This is a genomic window from Ochrobactrum sp. PL_is483 (genome assembly GCF_055816855.1).
The window spans coordinates 310,076-323,263 of the sequence record NZ_JBVPGS010000040.1; the positions used below are offsets into that span (position 1 = coordinate 310,076).

At 54.0% G+C, this 13,188-nt stretch carries 16 protein-coding genes and 1 tRNA gene; 5 read left to right on the top strand and 12 right to left on the bottom strand.

All coding sequences use genetic code 11. The features are described from left to right. Positions 1–63 precede the first annotated feature (63 nt). A complete protein-coding gene (locus AC0TNJ_RS19600) occupies positions 64–258 on the bottom strand; it encodes a hypothetical protein (protein ID WP_425598332.1) in 195 nt (64 codons plus the stop codon). A 412-nt stretch (positions 259–670) separates the two neighbouring features. Here AC0TNJ_RS19600 and AC0TNJ_RS19605 point away from each other — a divergent pair, with 412 nt between their 5' ends. The 3 genes from AC0TNJ_RS19605 (at position 671) to AC0TNJ_RS19615 (ending at position 5,295) form a co-directional block, all read left to right on the top strand. Next, on the top strand, positions 671–1,246 hold the full coding sequence (locus AC0TNJ_RS19605; protein ID WP_473772123.1) for a recombinase family protein: 576 nt from the start codon (positions 671–673) through the stop codon (positions 1,244–1,246). A 126-nt stretch (positions 1,247–1,372) separates the two neighbouring features. After that, positions 1,373–2,578, top strand: coding sequence for an SIR2 family protein (locus AC0TNJ_RS19610; protein ID WP_473772124.1), 1,206 nt, complete (start codon positions 1,373–1,375; stop codon positions 2,576–2,578). Then, positions 2,575–5,295 carry a hypothetical protein gene (locus AC0TNJ_RS19615; protein ID WP_473772125.1) on the top strand — a complete coding sequence of 907 codons (2,721 nt, stop codon included), beginning with the start codon at positions 2,575–2,577 and terminating at the stop codon, positions 5,293–5,295. Before AC0TNJ_RS19610 ends, AC0TNJ_RS19615 begins: the two co-directional genes overlap by 4 nt. A gap of 49 nt (positions 5,296–5,344) precedes the next feature. On the opposite strand, the gene AC0TNJ_RS19620 is transcribed toward AC0TNJ_RS19615, so the two are convergent. From AC0TNJ_RS19620 to AC0TNJ_RS19660, 9 genes are all read right to left on the bottom strand, one after another. Then, the gene (locus AC0TNJ_RS19620; RefSeq protein WP_473772126.1) at positions 5,345–5,716 is read right to left on the bottom strand and encodes a hypothetical protein; all 372 of its coding nucleotides are present in this window, start codon (positions 5,714–5,716) and stop codon (positions 5,345–5,347) included. A 222-nt stretch (positions 5,717–5,938) separates the two neighbouring features. Then, positions 5,939–6,289 carry a hypothetical protein gene (locus AC0TNJ_RS19625; RefSeq protein WP_473772127.1) on the bottom strand — a complete coding sequence of 117 codons (351 nt, stop codon included), beginning with the start codon at positions 6,287–6,289 and terminating at the stop codon, positions 5,939–5,941. Positions 6,290–6,295: 6 nt separating this feature from the next. Further along, positions 6,296–7,336, bottom strand: a complete 1,041-nt coding sequence (locus AC0TNJ_RS19630; protein ID WP_473772128.1) for a virulence-associated E family protein — start codon at positions 7,334–7,336, stop codon at positions 6,296–6,298. Continuing rightward, entirely contained in the window at positions 7,329–7,550 is a 222-nt protein-coding gene (locus AC0TNJ_RS19635) for a hypothetical protein (protein WP_162997387.1), read from the bottom strand. Before AC0TNJ_RS19635 ends, AC0TNJ_RS19630 begins: the two co-directional genes overlap by 8 nt. Before the next feature lie 93 nt (positions 7,551–7,643). Beyond that, entirely contained in the window at positions 7,644–7,931 is a 288-nt protein-coding gene (locus AC0TNJ_RS19640) for a hypothetical protein (protein WP_473772129.1), read from the bottom strand. Further along, on the bottom strand, positions 7,931–8,302 hold the full coding sequence (locus AC0TNJ_RS19645) for a hypothetical protein (protein WP_211693835.1): 372 nt from the start codon (positions 8,300–8,302) through the stop codon (positions 7,931–7,933). The genes AC0TNJ_RS19640 and AC0TNJ_RS19645 overlap by 1 nt, the downstream gene beginning before the upstream one ends. Next, a complete protein-coding gene (locus AC0TNJ_RS19650) occupies positions 8,299–8,634 on the bottom strand; it encodes a hypothetical protein (protein ID WP_473772130.1) in 336 nt (111 codons plus the stop codon). The genes AC0TNJ_RS19645 and AC0TNJ_RS19650 overlap by 4 nt, the downstream gene beginning before the upstream one ends. Positions 8,635–8,653: 19 nt before the next feature. Next, positions 8,654–8,848, bottom strand: a complete 195-nt coding sequence (locus AC0TNJ_RS19655; protein WP_076778831.1) for a helix-turn-helix transcriptional regulator — start codon at positions 8,846–8,848, stop codon at positions 8,654–8,656. 674 nt (positions 8,849–9,522) lie between these two features. Continuing rightward, positions 9,523–9,612 (bottom strand) — tRNA-Ser (locus tag AC0TNJ_RS19660). A 341-nt stretch (positions 9,613–9,953) separates the two neighbouring features. Here AC0TNJ_RS19660 and AC0TNJ_RS19665 point away from each other — a divergent pair. Continuing rightward, a complete protein-coding gene (locus AC0TNJ_RS19665; RefSeq protein ID WP_473768600.1) occupies positions 9,954–10,412 on the top strand; it encodes a YbaK/EbsC family protein in 459 nt (152 codons plus the stop codon). A 307-nt stretch (positions 10,413–10,719) separates the two neighbouring features. Next, complete coding sequence (gene rirA / locus AC0TNJ_RS19670) at positions 10,720–11,181, top strand: iron-responsive transcriptional regulator RirA (RefSeq protein ID WP_122002282.1); 462 nt, start codon at positions 10,720–10,722, stop codon at positions 11,179–11,181. 54 nt (positions 11,182–11,235) lie between these two features. Here the strand turns inward: rirA and AC0TNJ_RS19675 are convergent, their stop codons facing one another. Then, entirely contained in the window at positions 11,236–12,039 is an 804-nt protein-coding gene (locus AC0TNJ_RS19675; protein ID WP_473772131.1) for a heme ABC transporter ATP-binding protein, read from the bottom strand. A 7-nt stretch (positions 12,040–12,046) separates the two neighbouring features. Next, positions 12,047–13,159: a FecCD family ABC transporter permease gene (locus tag AC0TNJ_RS19680; RefSeq protein WP_473772132.1), complete on the bottom strand. Its 1,113-nt coding sequence runs from the start codon at positions 13,157–13,159 to the stop codon at positions 12,047–12,049. Between the last annotated feature and the right edge of the window lie 29 nt (positions 13,160–13,188).

Below are 13,188 nucleotides of genomic sequence, written 5' to 3' on the forward strand. Positions count from 1 at the left end.
GTGCCATCCGGCGAAACCACCCCCTGCGTTCGCACAATGCAAAGGGGGCGGGAGGGCCTCGGCCTACCCAGCTTTTTGGTCGTTGAGCCGATAGCGTCCCTTGGCGACCCGAACGAATAGCGCAACATCGGGCGGCTGCTTGTCGGTGCAATGGTCAGCGAGGAACTCGAAATACCGTGGATAGGTCCAGCCGGGTGCAACCCGTCGCACGTCAAGGGCGCGAAACGGCTCCGCCAGTTCCCCCTTCCGCACGGCCATGCAGACTGCCGAATAAATGTCAGTCCCACCCAGTCCCATAATAGAACACAATAAGCAATGAAACTCGATGAGGCAATGCTGGACCATACCGATCTTCGCCCCGCATCCGCCGCATGGCGCGATATTTCATTCGATGGATAGAACTACCGGCAATCATTGCCGCGCTTGATGGCGGCACCATTCCGTCCCGTTTCCCGATACATTCTATCCATTGTTAGCCATGCCATGCATCGCCCAACCCCATGCGTATGGCTCAACCTCACAGCACCGTATCTCGGCGCAGTATCACTAGGGCAAGCCCTAGTGATTCGTGGAAAAATACCAACTGATGGTATCACACACATTGGAGTTGACTTTTTGATACACCAGTATCACAGTCTTACAGAGTTATGTGAGACTATCGGAGTCCGCCATGTCCACCGCCGCTATCGTTGGCTACGCCCGCACATCAACCACCGACCAGAAAGCTGGACTTGAAGCCCAGCTCCGCGATCTGTCAACCGCAGGTGCTTCGCGCATATTCCAAGAAGAATTATCGTCTGTGGCTACTAAGCGCCCGGAACTGGAGCGGGCGCTGGATTACGTACGCGAGGGCGACACGCTTATCGTCACCAAGCTTGACCGCCTCGCGCGATCCGTCGCAGACCTCGTGGCGATCACAGAGACGCTTCGCACGAAGGGCGTGGGGCTTCGCATACTATCTATGAATCTCGACACCGCCACGCCGACCGGCAAGCTGATGCTGAATTTGCTGGGGTCGATTGCCGAGTTTGAACGGGAATTGATGCTAGAACGGCAGCGCGAAGGGATCGCGAAGGCCAAAGCCGAGGGGAAGTATAAGGGGCGAGCGCCGACTGCGCGGGCGAAAGCGGAGGATGTGCTACGGTTGAAGGCCGGAGGGATGACGGCTGACGCAATCGCGACGAAGCTGGGGATCGGTCGGGCGAGTGTATTCAGGATTCTAAAGGAATGTTCTGCCTCAATGTGAAACATACTGGCAGCTTTACACAGAGCAGTCTCCAATTTTATCTGCTTCCATTGCGCCTCTTAATCGAATCTGCCTCAATAGAGGGACACCTTTAAAACTCGAGCGTTGCGGGGCGCGAAAGTAACCTTGGCCGATGAAGCTTCACCCATTCAAGATCGCGTAATTACCCTTGGACGAGGACTAGCCCCAATTCCAGAAAGGTTGTTGCTAGCACACGCTCGCGGTGAAGTTCTTTTCGTGTGTGGCGCTGGCATTTCCAAGGCCTCAAAGCTTCCCGATTTTAGAGAATTAGTTATTGAAGTCTATGAGCAGCTAGATTCGAAAGTTCATGCAATAATTTCACACCTTCCGATTGGCGCATGCAATCAATGGGAAACCGACCTTTCATCGCTTAATGATCCGCAAAAAGCTGAAGTAAAAAGATTCATTATGCGTGATTATGACGTTGTACTAGGAATGCTAGAAAGGCGTCTCGACCAAAAAACACTAGATAACAGTCGCGTCAGACAGGTCGTAGCACAGTGTCTCAACGGGAAAAAAAGTAAACCGGCTCCACTTCACCGTGCTCTAATGAAATTAGCAGACAGGGGCGGAGCTTCGACAATAGTAACGACTAACTTTGATCTACTTCTAGAGAAGGCCCGCAACAGAACAACTCCAGCACCCCAGTGCTATTCGCTTGGTTCTATACCGAGACCAACGAGACAAACCAATTTCTCCGGAGTACTGCATATTCATGGAGCACTCGACAATAACCCGAAACGATCGGCAGAATTAGTGCTTTCCGATCAGGATTTTGGTGAGTTCTATTTGCGAAGGCGCGTTGTTCCCGATTTCATCTACGATGCTGCAAGGCTCTTCCACATCGTGCTCATTGGATACAGTGCCAATGATCCACCGATGCGCTATCTCCTCAATGCAGTAGCAGCCGACGGTTCGCGCTTCGACGACTTGAAAGAACGATTTACATTTACAAGCCAAAGTGACCCAGTCGATCTTGAAGATTGGAAGGCTCGAGGTATTACCCCAATCCACTATCCTCCGGATAATGGCCATGCTTCGCTTTGCCAAACGCTTGAGCGATGGGCGGAGTTGTCAGCTATCAACGGTAAACGGGAAAAAGTGGAGTCGACGATCCGCAAAATAGTAAAGGCTCCACGAATGTTAGCGCCTGAGCATGAGCGAGATTTGTTTGACCATCTGATACGTCGCGAAGATGCGAGTGCTAGGGATAAATTGATTGCTTTGGTGACTAACGCCAAAGCAGATATTGGTTGGCTCGATGCAACAATCTCAATACTTTCGGAAAAGGAACGGGAGGTCCGCCCATGACGCGGGCTTTCTTTAATTTAAGTGAACATGATCGCTCGTTATTTAGAGCGACTCTCATTTTCCTCGATAGCCGTCTTTGCGAAGAAGAATCCGTGTTTTGGGCGCTAAATCTGGAAGATCGCCAAACGGCCCAGCGACTAGCCATTCTTGAATTATTGGACAGACATGCAAACGATTTAAAAGAACCGTGGCGCACCACATGGCGTTTCATAGAAGAAAGCTGGGCTGGAAAAACCTTAGATGACGACTTTACATCCGTTTATTCGCTTCAAGCACGGTTACGATCTGGAGAACTATCTGGAGCAGTCATATCTGGCATCGTCGATCTTGTTTATCCGCATATAAAGGTCGAGAGAATTGATGAATGGCGCTGGACATACATCAAGAAGCCGCGGAAACCGTCGAGTTACAATCATTTGATATCCGTAAGGCTTTCTAGCGGAAAGTTGGTGCAGCGAGATCTTCTCGCCTTGGATCAGATTACTGATCGTAATTTCCTTGTATCGCTGGCAAACGAACTAAATTCTGCTGTTCTACACGGCTTGAGTATTGGCCGCCGAATTGGATGGAATGGCGAAGGAAGATTCTGGCAACTCGGAGGGCTGGATCGGGTTTATTATGTTGGGCTGAATAATGAAAATGTTCAGCGAGACCCAGATTCCTTTCATCAAGGAATTGCCCCATCGGTCAAGCTTTTATACAGCGTTGTGGAGCGTATTGCGCAACTGGATACAGAATCTGCTTTGGAATTTGCAAAGCGCTGGCGCGTCATTAACAATCCTGTACATCGTCGGTTGTGGGCAGCAGCGGCAAGATTGCCAGCGCTCGCCACGTCCCAAGAACTCAATAACTTCTTCACAGAATTAGATACCACTTCTTTCTGGAATCTGCACGATTTTCCCGAGGTCACAGAGTTGCGGGCCATTAGATTTTCCGATCTAGATGACACCACTCAAAAGAATGTGTTACGCCGCCTTCATAAGGGGCCACCTCGAAACTTCTGGCCCCGGCAAGTCGAGAAGGACAAGGTAGATCAAGCCCGCCGCTATCGCATTACCCAAGAACTCAAGCGTCTTGAATTGGCCGGAAATGAATTGCCTGAACGAGAGCAGTCATTCATACGTGCCAATGAGCAACAGTTTAGCAATATCGTCGATATGACTTTAACGGACGGCTTTAAAGTGGCGTCTGAAGCATCGTGGATATCAACAGGAACGAATAAATTACTCGATACGCTCAGCGGAGCTGCCCGGCTGCAAGAACTGGAGAATGCTTTCCGCAATTCAGAAAATGTATGGGATAACGGACCAGCAGAAAGTGCAAGCAATTGGCTCAATCAAACTGAAAACTGCCTTTCCGTACTGAAAGATTTTGAAAACGTCGCAAATGCGGGAGATGCCTATCCGTCTGTTTGGAACCAGTTCGGATATGCCCACGTCCCACCACCGGAGGTCATCGAGGACGTCCCTCGAGCTTTGGATCAAGAAGTAAGTCGCGTAATTGCCCTTATCAACCGGTTGTCAGGACGAACCATTCGGATTGCGGTTCGGGGTATTACCGCTTGGATTGATCGCTGGACAAAGTATGTTGCGAAAACAGCTAACGGGATCGATGCGTGGAAAAAAATCTGGCCTTACGCAGCCGAAGCCACAAACGCTAAACGCGAGAATAATGTCGAGGAATCTCCTAACATCGTAGAAGACGATCCTGACGATACTCGGGAGGAAATAAGCGCCTCAACCACGCCTGTTGGGAAATTGATTGGGGTTTTCTTCGAAGTTTTACAATACTCCCCCAAGGAACAACAAGCTTTTGCGGAAGGAAGTGTGGCGCGCGAGATGCGAGATTTGCTGATCGCAGAAAATGGTCGGAGCAAATTGATTGTTCTCAGTAGGTTGATTCAGGCATTACCGTTCTTTTATGCGGTGGAGCCAGATTGGACCAAAGACCATCTTATCGAGGCATTGAAACGTAATGACCCTGAATCCCGTATCTTCTGGAGCGCTGCTTCACGAAGAATGCAAAGCGAAGGGGTTTTGAAGTTAATAGGTTCTGCGATGGCGCACAAAGCAGCAGATCAAAGCCTTGGTCGTGATGTCAGAAAGAGGCTTGTTTTCAATCTAATAGTCGAAAGTCTTTTTGCTCAGCTGAAAGGGCGATCACCAGCGGTAAGCAATACTGATATCCAGCAGATGATCCGGGTCTTGGACGACGAAGTAAGGGCCTCTGCAGCAAGTGTAATGACGCAGTTCATCCGCGACCTCACGGAAAACGGGAAAACTAGGAAAGAAAGTCATACCGCTGAGAAGCTTTTCACGATGGCCATTTCACCTTTTTTAACAGCAGTATGGCCACAGGAACTTTCGTTGGTAACCCCTGGCGTGAGTGCAGCTTTGGCTGATCTACCAGCCGCTTCTCGCCAATGCTTTTCGGATGCGGTCGCGGCAATCAAACGATTTCTTGTCCCGTTTCAATGCTGGTCATTGATCGATTATGGCCTTTACGGTGACGACGAAGGCGCACCAAGAGTCGACCTGATCAATGATGAAGAAAAAGCAAGAGCACTCCTCACCTTGTTGGATTTAACCGTTGGTGCGGGCGAAAACTCCGTAGTCCCGCATGATCTTACAAAAGCTCTTGATCGGGTCCGTGCGATTTCGTCCAAATTGGCCAATTCTCCAGAATTCCGACGACTATCAGCTGCGGCAAGAAGGTGATCTCACGGCAATCCTTCTTCGCGTATGCGTTGGTGCTGAATATCGCACATCAAGGTATCGGAAAAGTGGATTGCCATCCTCCCGTCCGAAACCTCTCCACCCGCTCTCGCGCTGCTTCCAGCCTCTGCGCTAGCCGCTTCGCCTTTTCCGTATCTTCGCCTTTCGCCACTCCCGGAACAACCCGGCGCGCCTCCACCTTCCGCAGCAACTTCAACGCCTCCAGCCGCAAATCCGTTGATTGTTCGTCATCCTCGGCCACCCCGATCAAATATCGGTGGGTGAGGTCGTAGACCCCTTGCGGCGCTTCATACTCAATAATCGCTTTCGCGGCCTCAACGCACTTGGCCTCGGCCACCTCGGTCGAGGTCATGATTTGTAACAGCGCGGCGAGCGCCGGGCTTAGGATTTCGCCGTCGGCCATTCTTTTGCCTCCACATAACGGTTATGAAAGGGACAAAGCCCCGGTTTCGGTTATGGATGAAAACCCCATGTTTTCAATGGGATGGAAGAAATCCTAACCGTTCTAACTGATCTAACTGATAAGGGGATTGAAGGGATTTAGTGTCCTAGGAAGTCTATAAACTTCGTGTTATAACCGTTAGGAACAGTTAGGCGGTTAGGTCATTGTTTTTATTGTATTTTTTCATTCATCATCGGTCAGGGCCATACCATCCTGTTTAACATACCCTCTAACCGGCTTATCTCCCGCCCAGATCAGCTTCGGCCCGGTCCACCCCAGCCGCCTCATGCAATCACCCAGCCTCCGGCTATCCCGCTTCGTCACTTCCGACATTTCCATCGCCAACGCCGATGCGAAAATGCTGCTGGTGGCGATACGAAGCTCGCCTTCGGCCCGCTTAGCAAGCTTCGGCAGGAGCGCGGCGAGCGTATCTTCCCACGGATCAGCTTCAACCCGTTCGGCTTGCCGCTCGGCAGCAACCGTCCACAGATGCTCGGGGATCGTCACCGGGTCGGCTTCACCCGGTTCCACCATCGCGGCTTAGGCCCAAAGCTGATCACGTGCCTCACGCAGCGTCGCCAGATTAATCTCTCCCGTCACCACCGGCCAGAACCTCCGGTTCCCGGTTGGGTCTTTCAGGTAATGGTCGTCGTTCGTCGTGCCGATCAGGATGCAGCGACGGGGCACTTCCTCAACCGTCCGGGCGTAGGCCGCGCGCGCTCGGTCGTGGGTTTTTGAGATAAACTGCTTTGCCCGCCGCACGTCCGACTGGCCCAGCCCATCCAGCTCCGGCGCTTCAACGATCCACTTTCCCAGCAGCAGTTCTTGATGCTCCTTATAGTTCTGGCGGAAATCGAGGGCATCGGTGAAATTGTCATCGCCCCCGGCCAACACCTTAAGCGCCGATGACTTTCCGCGCCCCTGCGGCCCTTCCAGCACCAGCATTGCATCAAACTTACAGCCGGGACGCCGTACGCGCCGAACCCCAGCAACCAGCACGGCCCGGCCAATGGCCCGTGTAAGCTCATCATTCGCCGCGCCAAGATACACCGAAAGCCAAGTGTCGAGCCTCGGCGTCCCATCCCACGTCAGCCCATCAAGATAATCCCGCACCGGATCGAACGCGTTCTGCATCGCAAGCAGCCTTGCCGCATCTTCCACGTTTCGCTGGCCGGGATCGAAATCGAAATTCTCAATCACAACATCGCGCAGCTTCAGCACCGTGTCCGCAAAAGCCTCACCAACGGGCTTATCGTAACCCTCGATCTCCATCCGCATGTGAAACTTGTCGAACTTCATACTAATGCCGAGCTTGGTGATCGCCAGTTTTGCGTTCGCCACCGACGGCGCAAAACCGCCCGGATTTGCTTGGCGGCTCAGTTCCGCCTGCGCCTTGCCCTTTCGCGCCTGCTTCCGGTCCAAAAATGAACTAAAGGTCTGCACCTCGTTCGGTTTGGACGAAACCGGCAGCAAGTCTTTCATTGCCAGATCGTCTGCGGTGAGCAACGCAAGGTCCGTGGTGTCTAACTCCCGCACCACCCTTGCCATCACATCCTTCTCCATCTTCAAAATCTCACCCACGGCCCAGCCTCCGTTCTCGATCAAAAACCACCCGCATTCCTTGGCATAGGCGGTCGTAGGCATCTTCGGCCCGCTTTCCCGGCAGGGCTTCGATCAGTTCCAGCGCTTCGCGCAACAAGTACATGCCCCGGAAAAACTCGTCCTGTGCTACCAACTCCGGCTCCACCCGCAACCGATTCCGGGCCTCGTCCAATGAAATCACGTCTGCAGTCATCGCCGTTCACCTCGCTATCTTCCGAAAAATGAGACCGGCGGAATTTGCTTAGATACCTCCGCCGGTCCCCGTCGCGGTGGCCATGCCCGCGCCTCAATTCATCGACCTAGCCACCAGCTTCACGGCCAAGTCCTCCAGCACCTTCACGGCTCGCTCCGCATCCCGCGCCAACACTTCCCGACCCGCCCGCCGATGCCAGTCCCGCAACTCCCGCAGCCCTCGAAGTCCTGCCATGAACTGCTTGACCGGATCGGACGAGGCCCGAACCTCCGCAACGGCCCGGTGCGCCACCCGCATGGCGTCCCGCCAGCCCGCGTCGTCCCCCGCAATGAACGCAGCCTCGGCTTCCTCCAGCAGCGCCCCGAACGGAGTCTGTGCCATCACCGTTCCTCCGGTTTCACCGTGCTGCTAAACAGACGGCTTGCTGCCGATTCAACGCCGCCATAGGTCTCCAGCCCATGCGTCGGCGCTCCTCGTTCGGCCCCTCGGTCGTACGCGCCTGCGGCAGTGGAGTCAGCAAAGGCGTTGATGACGTTCAGGGCGTGGTCGCTCATCGGCAGATTGCTGCGCAGATAGTGCTCCAGCACTTCCCGGTGTCCGACCAGCTTGTGGTCCTGAATGTACCGGGCGACGCGCTCGTGCTCTTCTGGGTAAAGTGCCGCCGACTGCTGATAGCGGTACGCTATGGTATCCAGTTGCTCCGGCGTGAAGAGACGGGCGCTGGCGGCGTGATAAAAGTCTTCGGATTTCATCGGGCCTGCTCCTTATCCGCGAGCGCGGCAAGCCACGCCTCGACCTTGGGATGGTTGTACATAATGGACTGAAGCTCCGCTGGAGCGTCCGGGAATGCGGCGAACACCGTGGCCCGCACCGCTTCACGAGCCTTCAGGCGTTCCATGTCCCGCTTGTGCATCGCCGCACTTTCGCTAATGCCCAACGCCACCGTGTCCGAGCCTTTATCGTACGCTGGCACGGTTTGGCCGTTGAGGTGATCGGTCGCGGAAATGCCGGGTCCGGCCCGAAAACTTCCGAGCTTCGCCTCCAACCGGGCGCTTTCAGTCTTGTCGTCTGAAATGTAGTTCATGGCTTTTCGTCTCCTAAAGTTACGCGCTCGCCGCGCCGCTTCGTTCGATGCAATTCTCCTGCCACGCCGCAATCACATCCTCATCCCAGCCAACGGCGCGAGGGCCGAGCCGGACGGGTTTTGGGAACCAGCCATCCCGCATCCCCTCATAAATGGTGGATGTGGAGAGACCAGTTGCCTTACGGACTTCAGGTAGTCTAATGAAAGTTTTCATTTGATAAGTCCATGTTTTACTTACAGTTTGTTCCGATATGCTTTAGTAAAACACGATAAATTCCGACAGTCTATACATGACAAAATAGGATGATACATATGACCCCCAGCAATTACACAGGTAAACCCGTCGATCACATTTTTGTGATAATTAGTAATTGCTTGTGAGCCATATGAACCTGAAGCGATTGCTTCACGAATATTTCCTACATGTTTAGCAAAAGGGGAAAAAGACTCGGCCCTGTTAGAGATTCAATGTCTGAATTTTTGCAAAAGACTCGACCGGGAAAAGTTGCCTTATGACTCCTTGGTCAAGGCAATGCGCATTCAGGTTTATACGGTCCATCCGCGCGGCGTATTGTATGGTCGAGAGACTCGAACGACAGCTAAAGTTGAAAAGACTCGTCCGATAAGAAATTGGGTTCAGGTTCGTAAGGCTAATGGCACCGTGCCATTGTATGCTTTAAAGACGCGATTAAGCGTCTAAAGACTCCCAGCCGCGTTGGCGCGACTTCCGACTCCCTCACATTTTTCGGGCATCTAGTCGGATTGTGGCTGGGCAAAATCGCGCCAAGCCGCCGCCGCATTAGCAAACATCGGATTGTGGGTAAACTTGCGGGACGATCTTGCATCGTTTTATTTTATACAATGAATTCAATAGCTTAAACTAAACTCTGGCGGAGGGGGTGGGATTCGAACCCACGGTACGATCTCTCGCACGCCGGTTTTCAAGACCGGTGCCTTAAACCGCTCGGCCACCCCTCCATACGATTGCTTCATTACGCTTTCCCAGCTTTAGGGAAAGCAGCAAACGGAACCACGCTACCGATTTGTGACCAATCGCTCAGCGAGTGACTTCTTAGCAGCTTTTCTTTTCACGTCAACGTGCACTGTTTCATTCGCCAGTATTCTAGGCATAAGGAAACGCAACTAGCCGCGGCGACCGCCCGCTCCTTCCCATCTAAGGTATGGGCCTTGTTGCGAACCGAGGCTTCGATCTGGTAGAAATTCATGCCAAAACGCCGCAGAAAACCAGTCGGTCTTGTTCTGCGGCAGAATACGGCATAAACTTGAGTTTAATAATCAAAATAAGAAAAAGGGAAGCTATGAGTCTGGATTCTGTAAAGGCCTTTTTTGCGGCGAAAGCGCCTGAAATCGAAGTGATTGAACTTCCAACAAGCACCGCCACTGTCGTTCTTGCCGCAGAAGCACATGGTGTCGAGCCGGGACAGATCGCCAAAACGCTTTCCTTTTCAGCAAAGGACCAGACCATTCTCATCGTTACCCGTGGCGATGCCCGCATCGATAATCGCAAATTCAAGGATCAGTTTGGAACCAAGCCGCGCATGCTGGATGCCGAGAGCGTTCTTGCGCAAACCAGCCATCCCGTAGGAGGTGTCTGCCCATTTGGCCTGCCTAGCGCCCTGCCCGTTTATTGCGATGTATCGCTGAAGAGTTTCGAGGAAGTCGTGCCAGCAGCCGGGGCGACAAACAGCGCCGTGCGCATCGCTCCTCACAAAATGGCAGAACTGGTCCGCGCCGAGTGGATAGATGTCTGCCAGTAGGATTTGTGGCGGATATGGAAGGGGCCGCAGCTAACAACAATTTTTCCCCTTTAAAGATGAGAAAAGACTTCATATATTTTAAGAATGATTCTAAAGTGGGTTAAGAAACAAATGCCCTTCTTTAGCGTATGATCCGGCAGAGCCTTGAACTTGTCTGGATCGTACATGCGAAGACGACCAGAATTTTGAAGCAGTTCCGAAACAGGGATGAACCGTTTGCGGTTGGAATTGCGAAATCAAGGATCGGATTATCGGTGCCTTCGCATTGAGGCATGCAGTACTCCGAGACGTGTTGAAAGGAACAGTGATGCGTCTTACCCGCCAGACGAATTATGCCGTTCGTATGCTCATGTACTGCGCTGCCAATGACGGCAAGCTCAGCCGTATTCCCGAAATTGCGCGCGCTTACGGCGTTTCTGAACTATTCTTGTTCAAGATTCTACAGCCGCTCGTTGAGCATGGGCTGGTAAACACGGTGCGCGGTCGCAACGGCGGTGTGCGCCTTGGTCGGGCGGCCAAGGACATTTCTCTCTTCGATGTCGTGCGTGTGACCGAAGAAAACTTCGCCATGGCTGAGTGCTTCGAAAATGACGCCACCGAATGCCCGCTGGTCGATAGCTGCGCGCTCAATTCGGCACTCCGCGAGGCACTCAACGCCTTTTTTGGTGTTCTGATGAAGTACAGCATTGCAGACCTCGTCAAGGCGCGCCCGAATGTGCGGCACCTGCTTGGTCTTGATGAAATGGAAGAAGAGCGCGTGGCGGGCTGACGGCTCAATACCGAAGCGCGAACGAATAGGTCCGGCTTGCTACCGGACCTTTTTTCATTCTGCAGCTACGCGATAAGCAGACTGTGGCAATACGAAAGGCACACCCTTTTCAGGCGGAACGCCTACCCGCAATGTGCATTCATAGACGCGTTCGAGCCGCTCATCGGTCAGCGCTTCGCGCGGCGCGCCCATCACGTCAAGCTTGCCCTTGCTCATCACTGCGATACGATCGGCGAACATGGCAGTCAGGTTAAGGTCGTGCAGGATCGCGATCACTCCACCGCCTGCGGCCGCAAAATCTCTCGCAATCTCCATCACGACGATCTGATGCCGTATATCGAGGCTTGAAATCGGCTCATCCAGAAACAGATACCGCGCTTTCCCGTCGATAACCGGCTTCCAGACCTGACACAGAACACGGGCAAGCTGCACGCGCTGTTGCTCTCCACCGGAAAGCTCCTGGTAGAGCCGCCCACCGAAACCAGCAAGATCAACCCTTTGCAAGGCGAGATCGGGCAGCCGCTTTTCTTCATCGCGAGAAACGCCGCTATAGCCGCCCGTAAGCCCGATCTTCACGATCTCTCGTACCGTGAAGGGAAATGATAAGGCGCTCGCCTGCGGCAGCACCGCCCGCCGTGCTGCCATCTGCCAAGGCTTGATTTCCGCGAAGGATTGGCCATCGAGGCAAGCCGTTCCAGTATATGCAACGTCACCGGAAAGCGCACGCAGCAGCGTGGTCTTACCGGAGCCGTTGGGCCCGACGATTGCCGTCACCTCGCCCGGTTTGGCGGAAAAGCCGATGTCGCTGATGATGTTTTTGCCCGACAGGCTTACGCTCAATGAGTTTGTTTCAATCATGACAGCCTCACAGATCGAGCAGGCCGCGCTGGCGCAGCAATATCCAGAGGAAGAACGGCGCACCGAAAAGCGCGGTGATGATGCCGATCGGCAATTCTGCGGGAGCCACGATCGTGCGGCTTACCGCATCTGCGAGCAGCAGAAGCGTCGCACCCAGCAAGGCCGATGCTGGCAGCAGATAGCGATGATCCGGACCGATCCCGAGGCGCAGCATATGCGGCACCACGATACCGATAAAGCCGATCCCGCCTGCGACGGCGACCGTCGCGCCGGTGGCGGCAGCGACCGTGACAATGGCGATGTTTTTGATGCGCTGCACCTGAATGCCCAGATGGCCAGCGGCAGCTTCTCCAAGAGCCAGCGCATTGAGCCCCCGCGCCAGCAAGGGCGATACCACCAGAACAGCAGCAATTATCGGACCTGCGGCGCCAATCTTCGCCCAGGTGGAACCGGCAAGTGAGCCAAGCCCCCAAAAGGTCAGGTCGCGGAGTTGGCGGTCATCGGCAAGATAGATAAGTCCGCCAGTGGCAGCACCTGCTAAGGCCGCCAGCGCGATACCTGCAAGCAGCATGGTTGCCACAGAGGTTCGGCCTCGCCGTGTCGCCACTCGATAGAGTAGAAACGTGCTGCAAAGCCCGCCCAGAAATGCGGCTAGCGGCAGCGCATAGACGCCAAGCATGGCAATGACAGGCGCAAGAACTGTGCCGCCCAAAACAATCATGGATACCGCTCCAAGGCTTGCTCCGGCAGAAACGCCGACGAGGCCCGGATCGGCAAGCGGGTTGCGGAAAAGACCCTGCATGACAGCCCCGGAAACCGCAAGCCCCGCTCCTATCAGCATGCCCATGACGATGCGCGGCAAGCGGATTTCGACGATGATCAGATGATCGCGCCGGAATGCATCCGCGCCCTCGGCTCCGCCGGAGGTCAGGGCGCGCAGAACCGAAAGCACGGACGCATCCGAAGCGCCAGCCGTAAGACTGAAAAGAGCAGCGATGCACAAGGCCATCGCGAGTAATATGATGGTGAGCCGCGCGCGTGCCGCACGATCTCCCGTGTCATTTTCTGAAAGACGCGCTGCAATGCGCTGTTCTCGCACCACGCGACCTTGGATCGTCATTTCGAATAATCCTTGCAATCAGGCTCGCG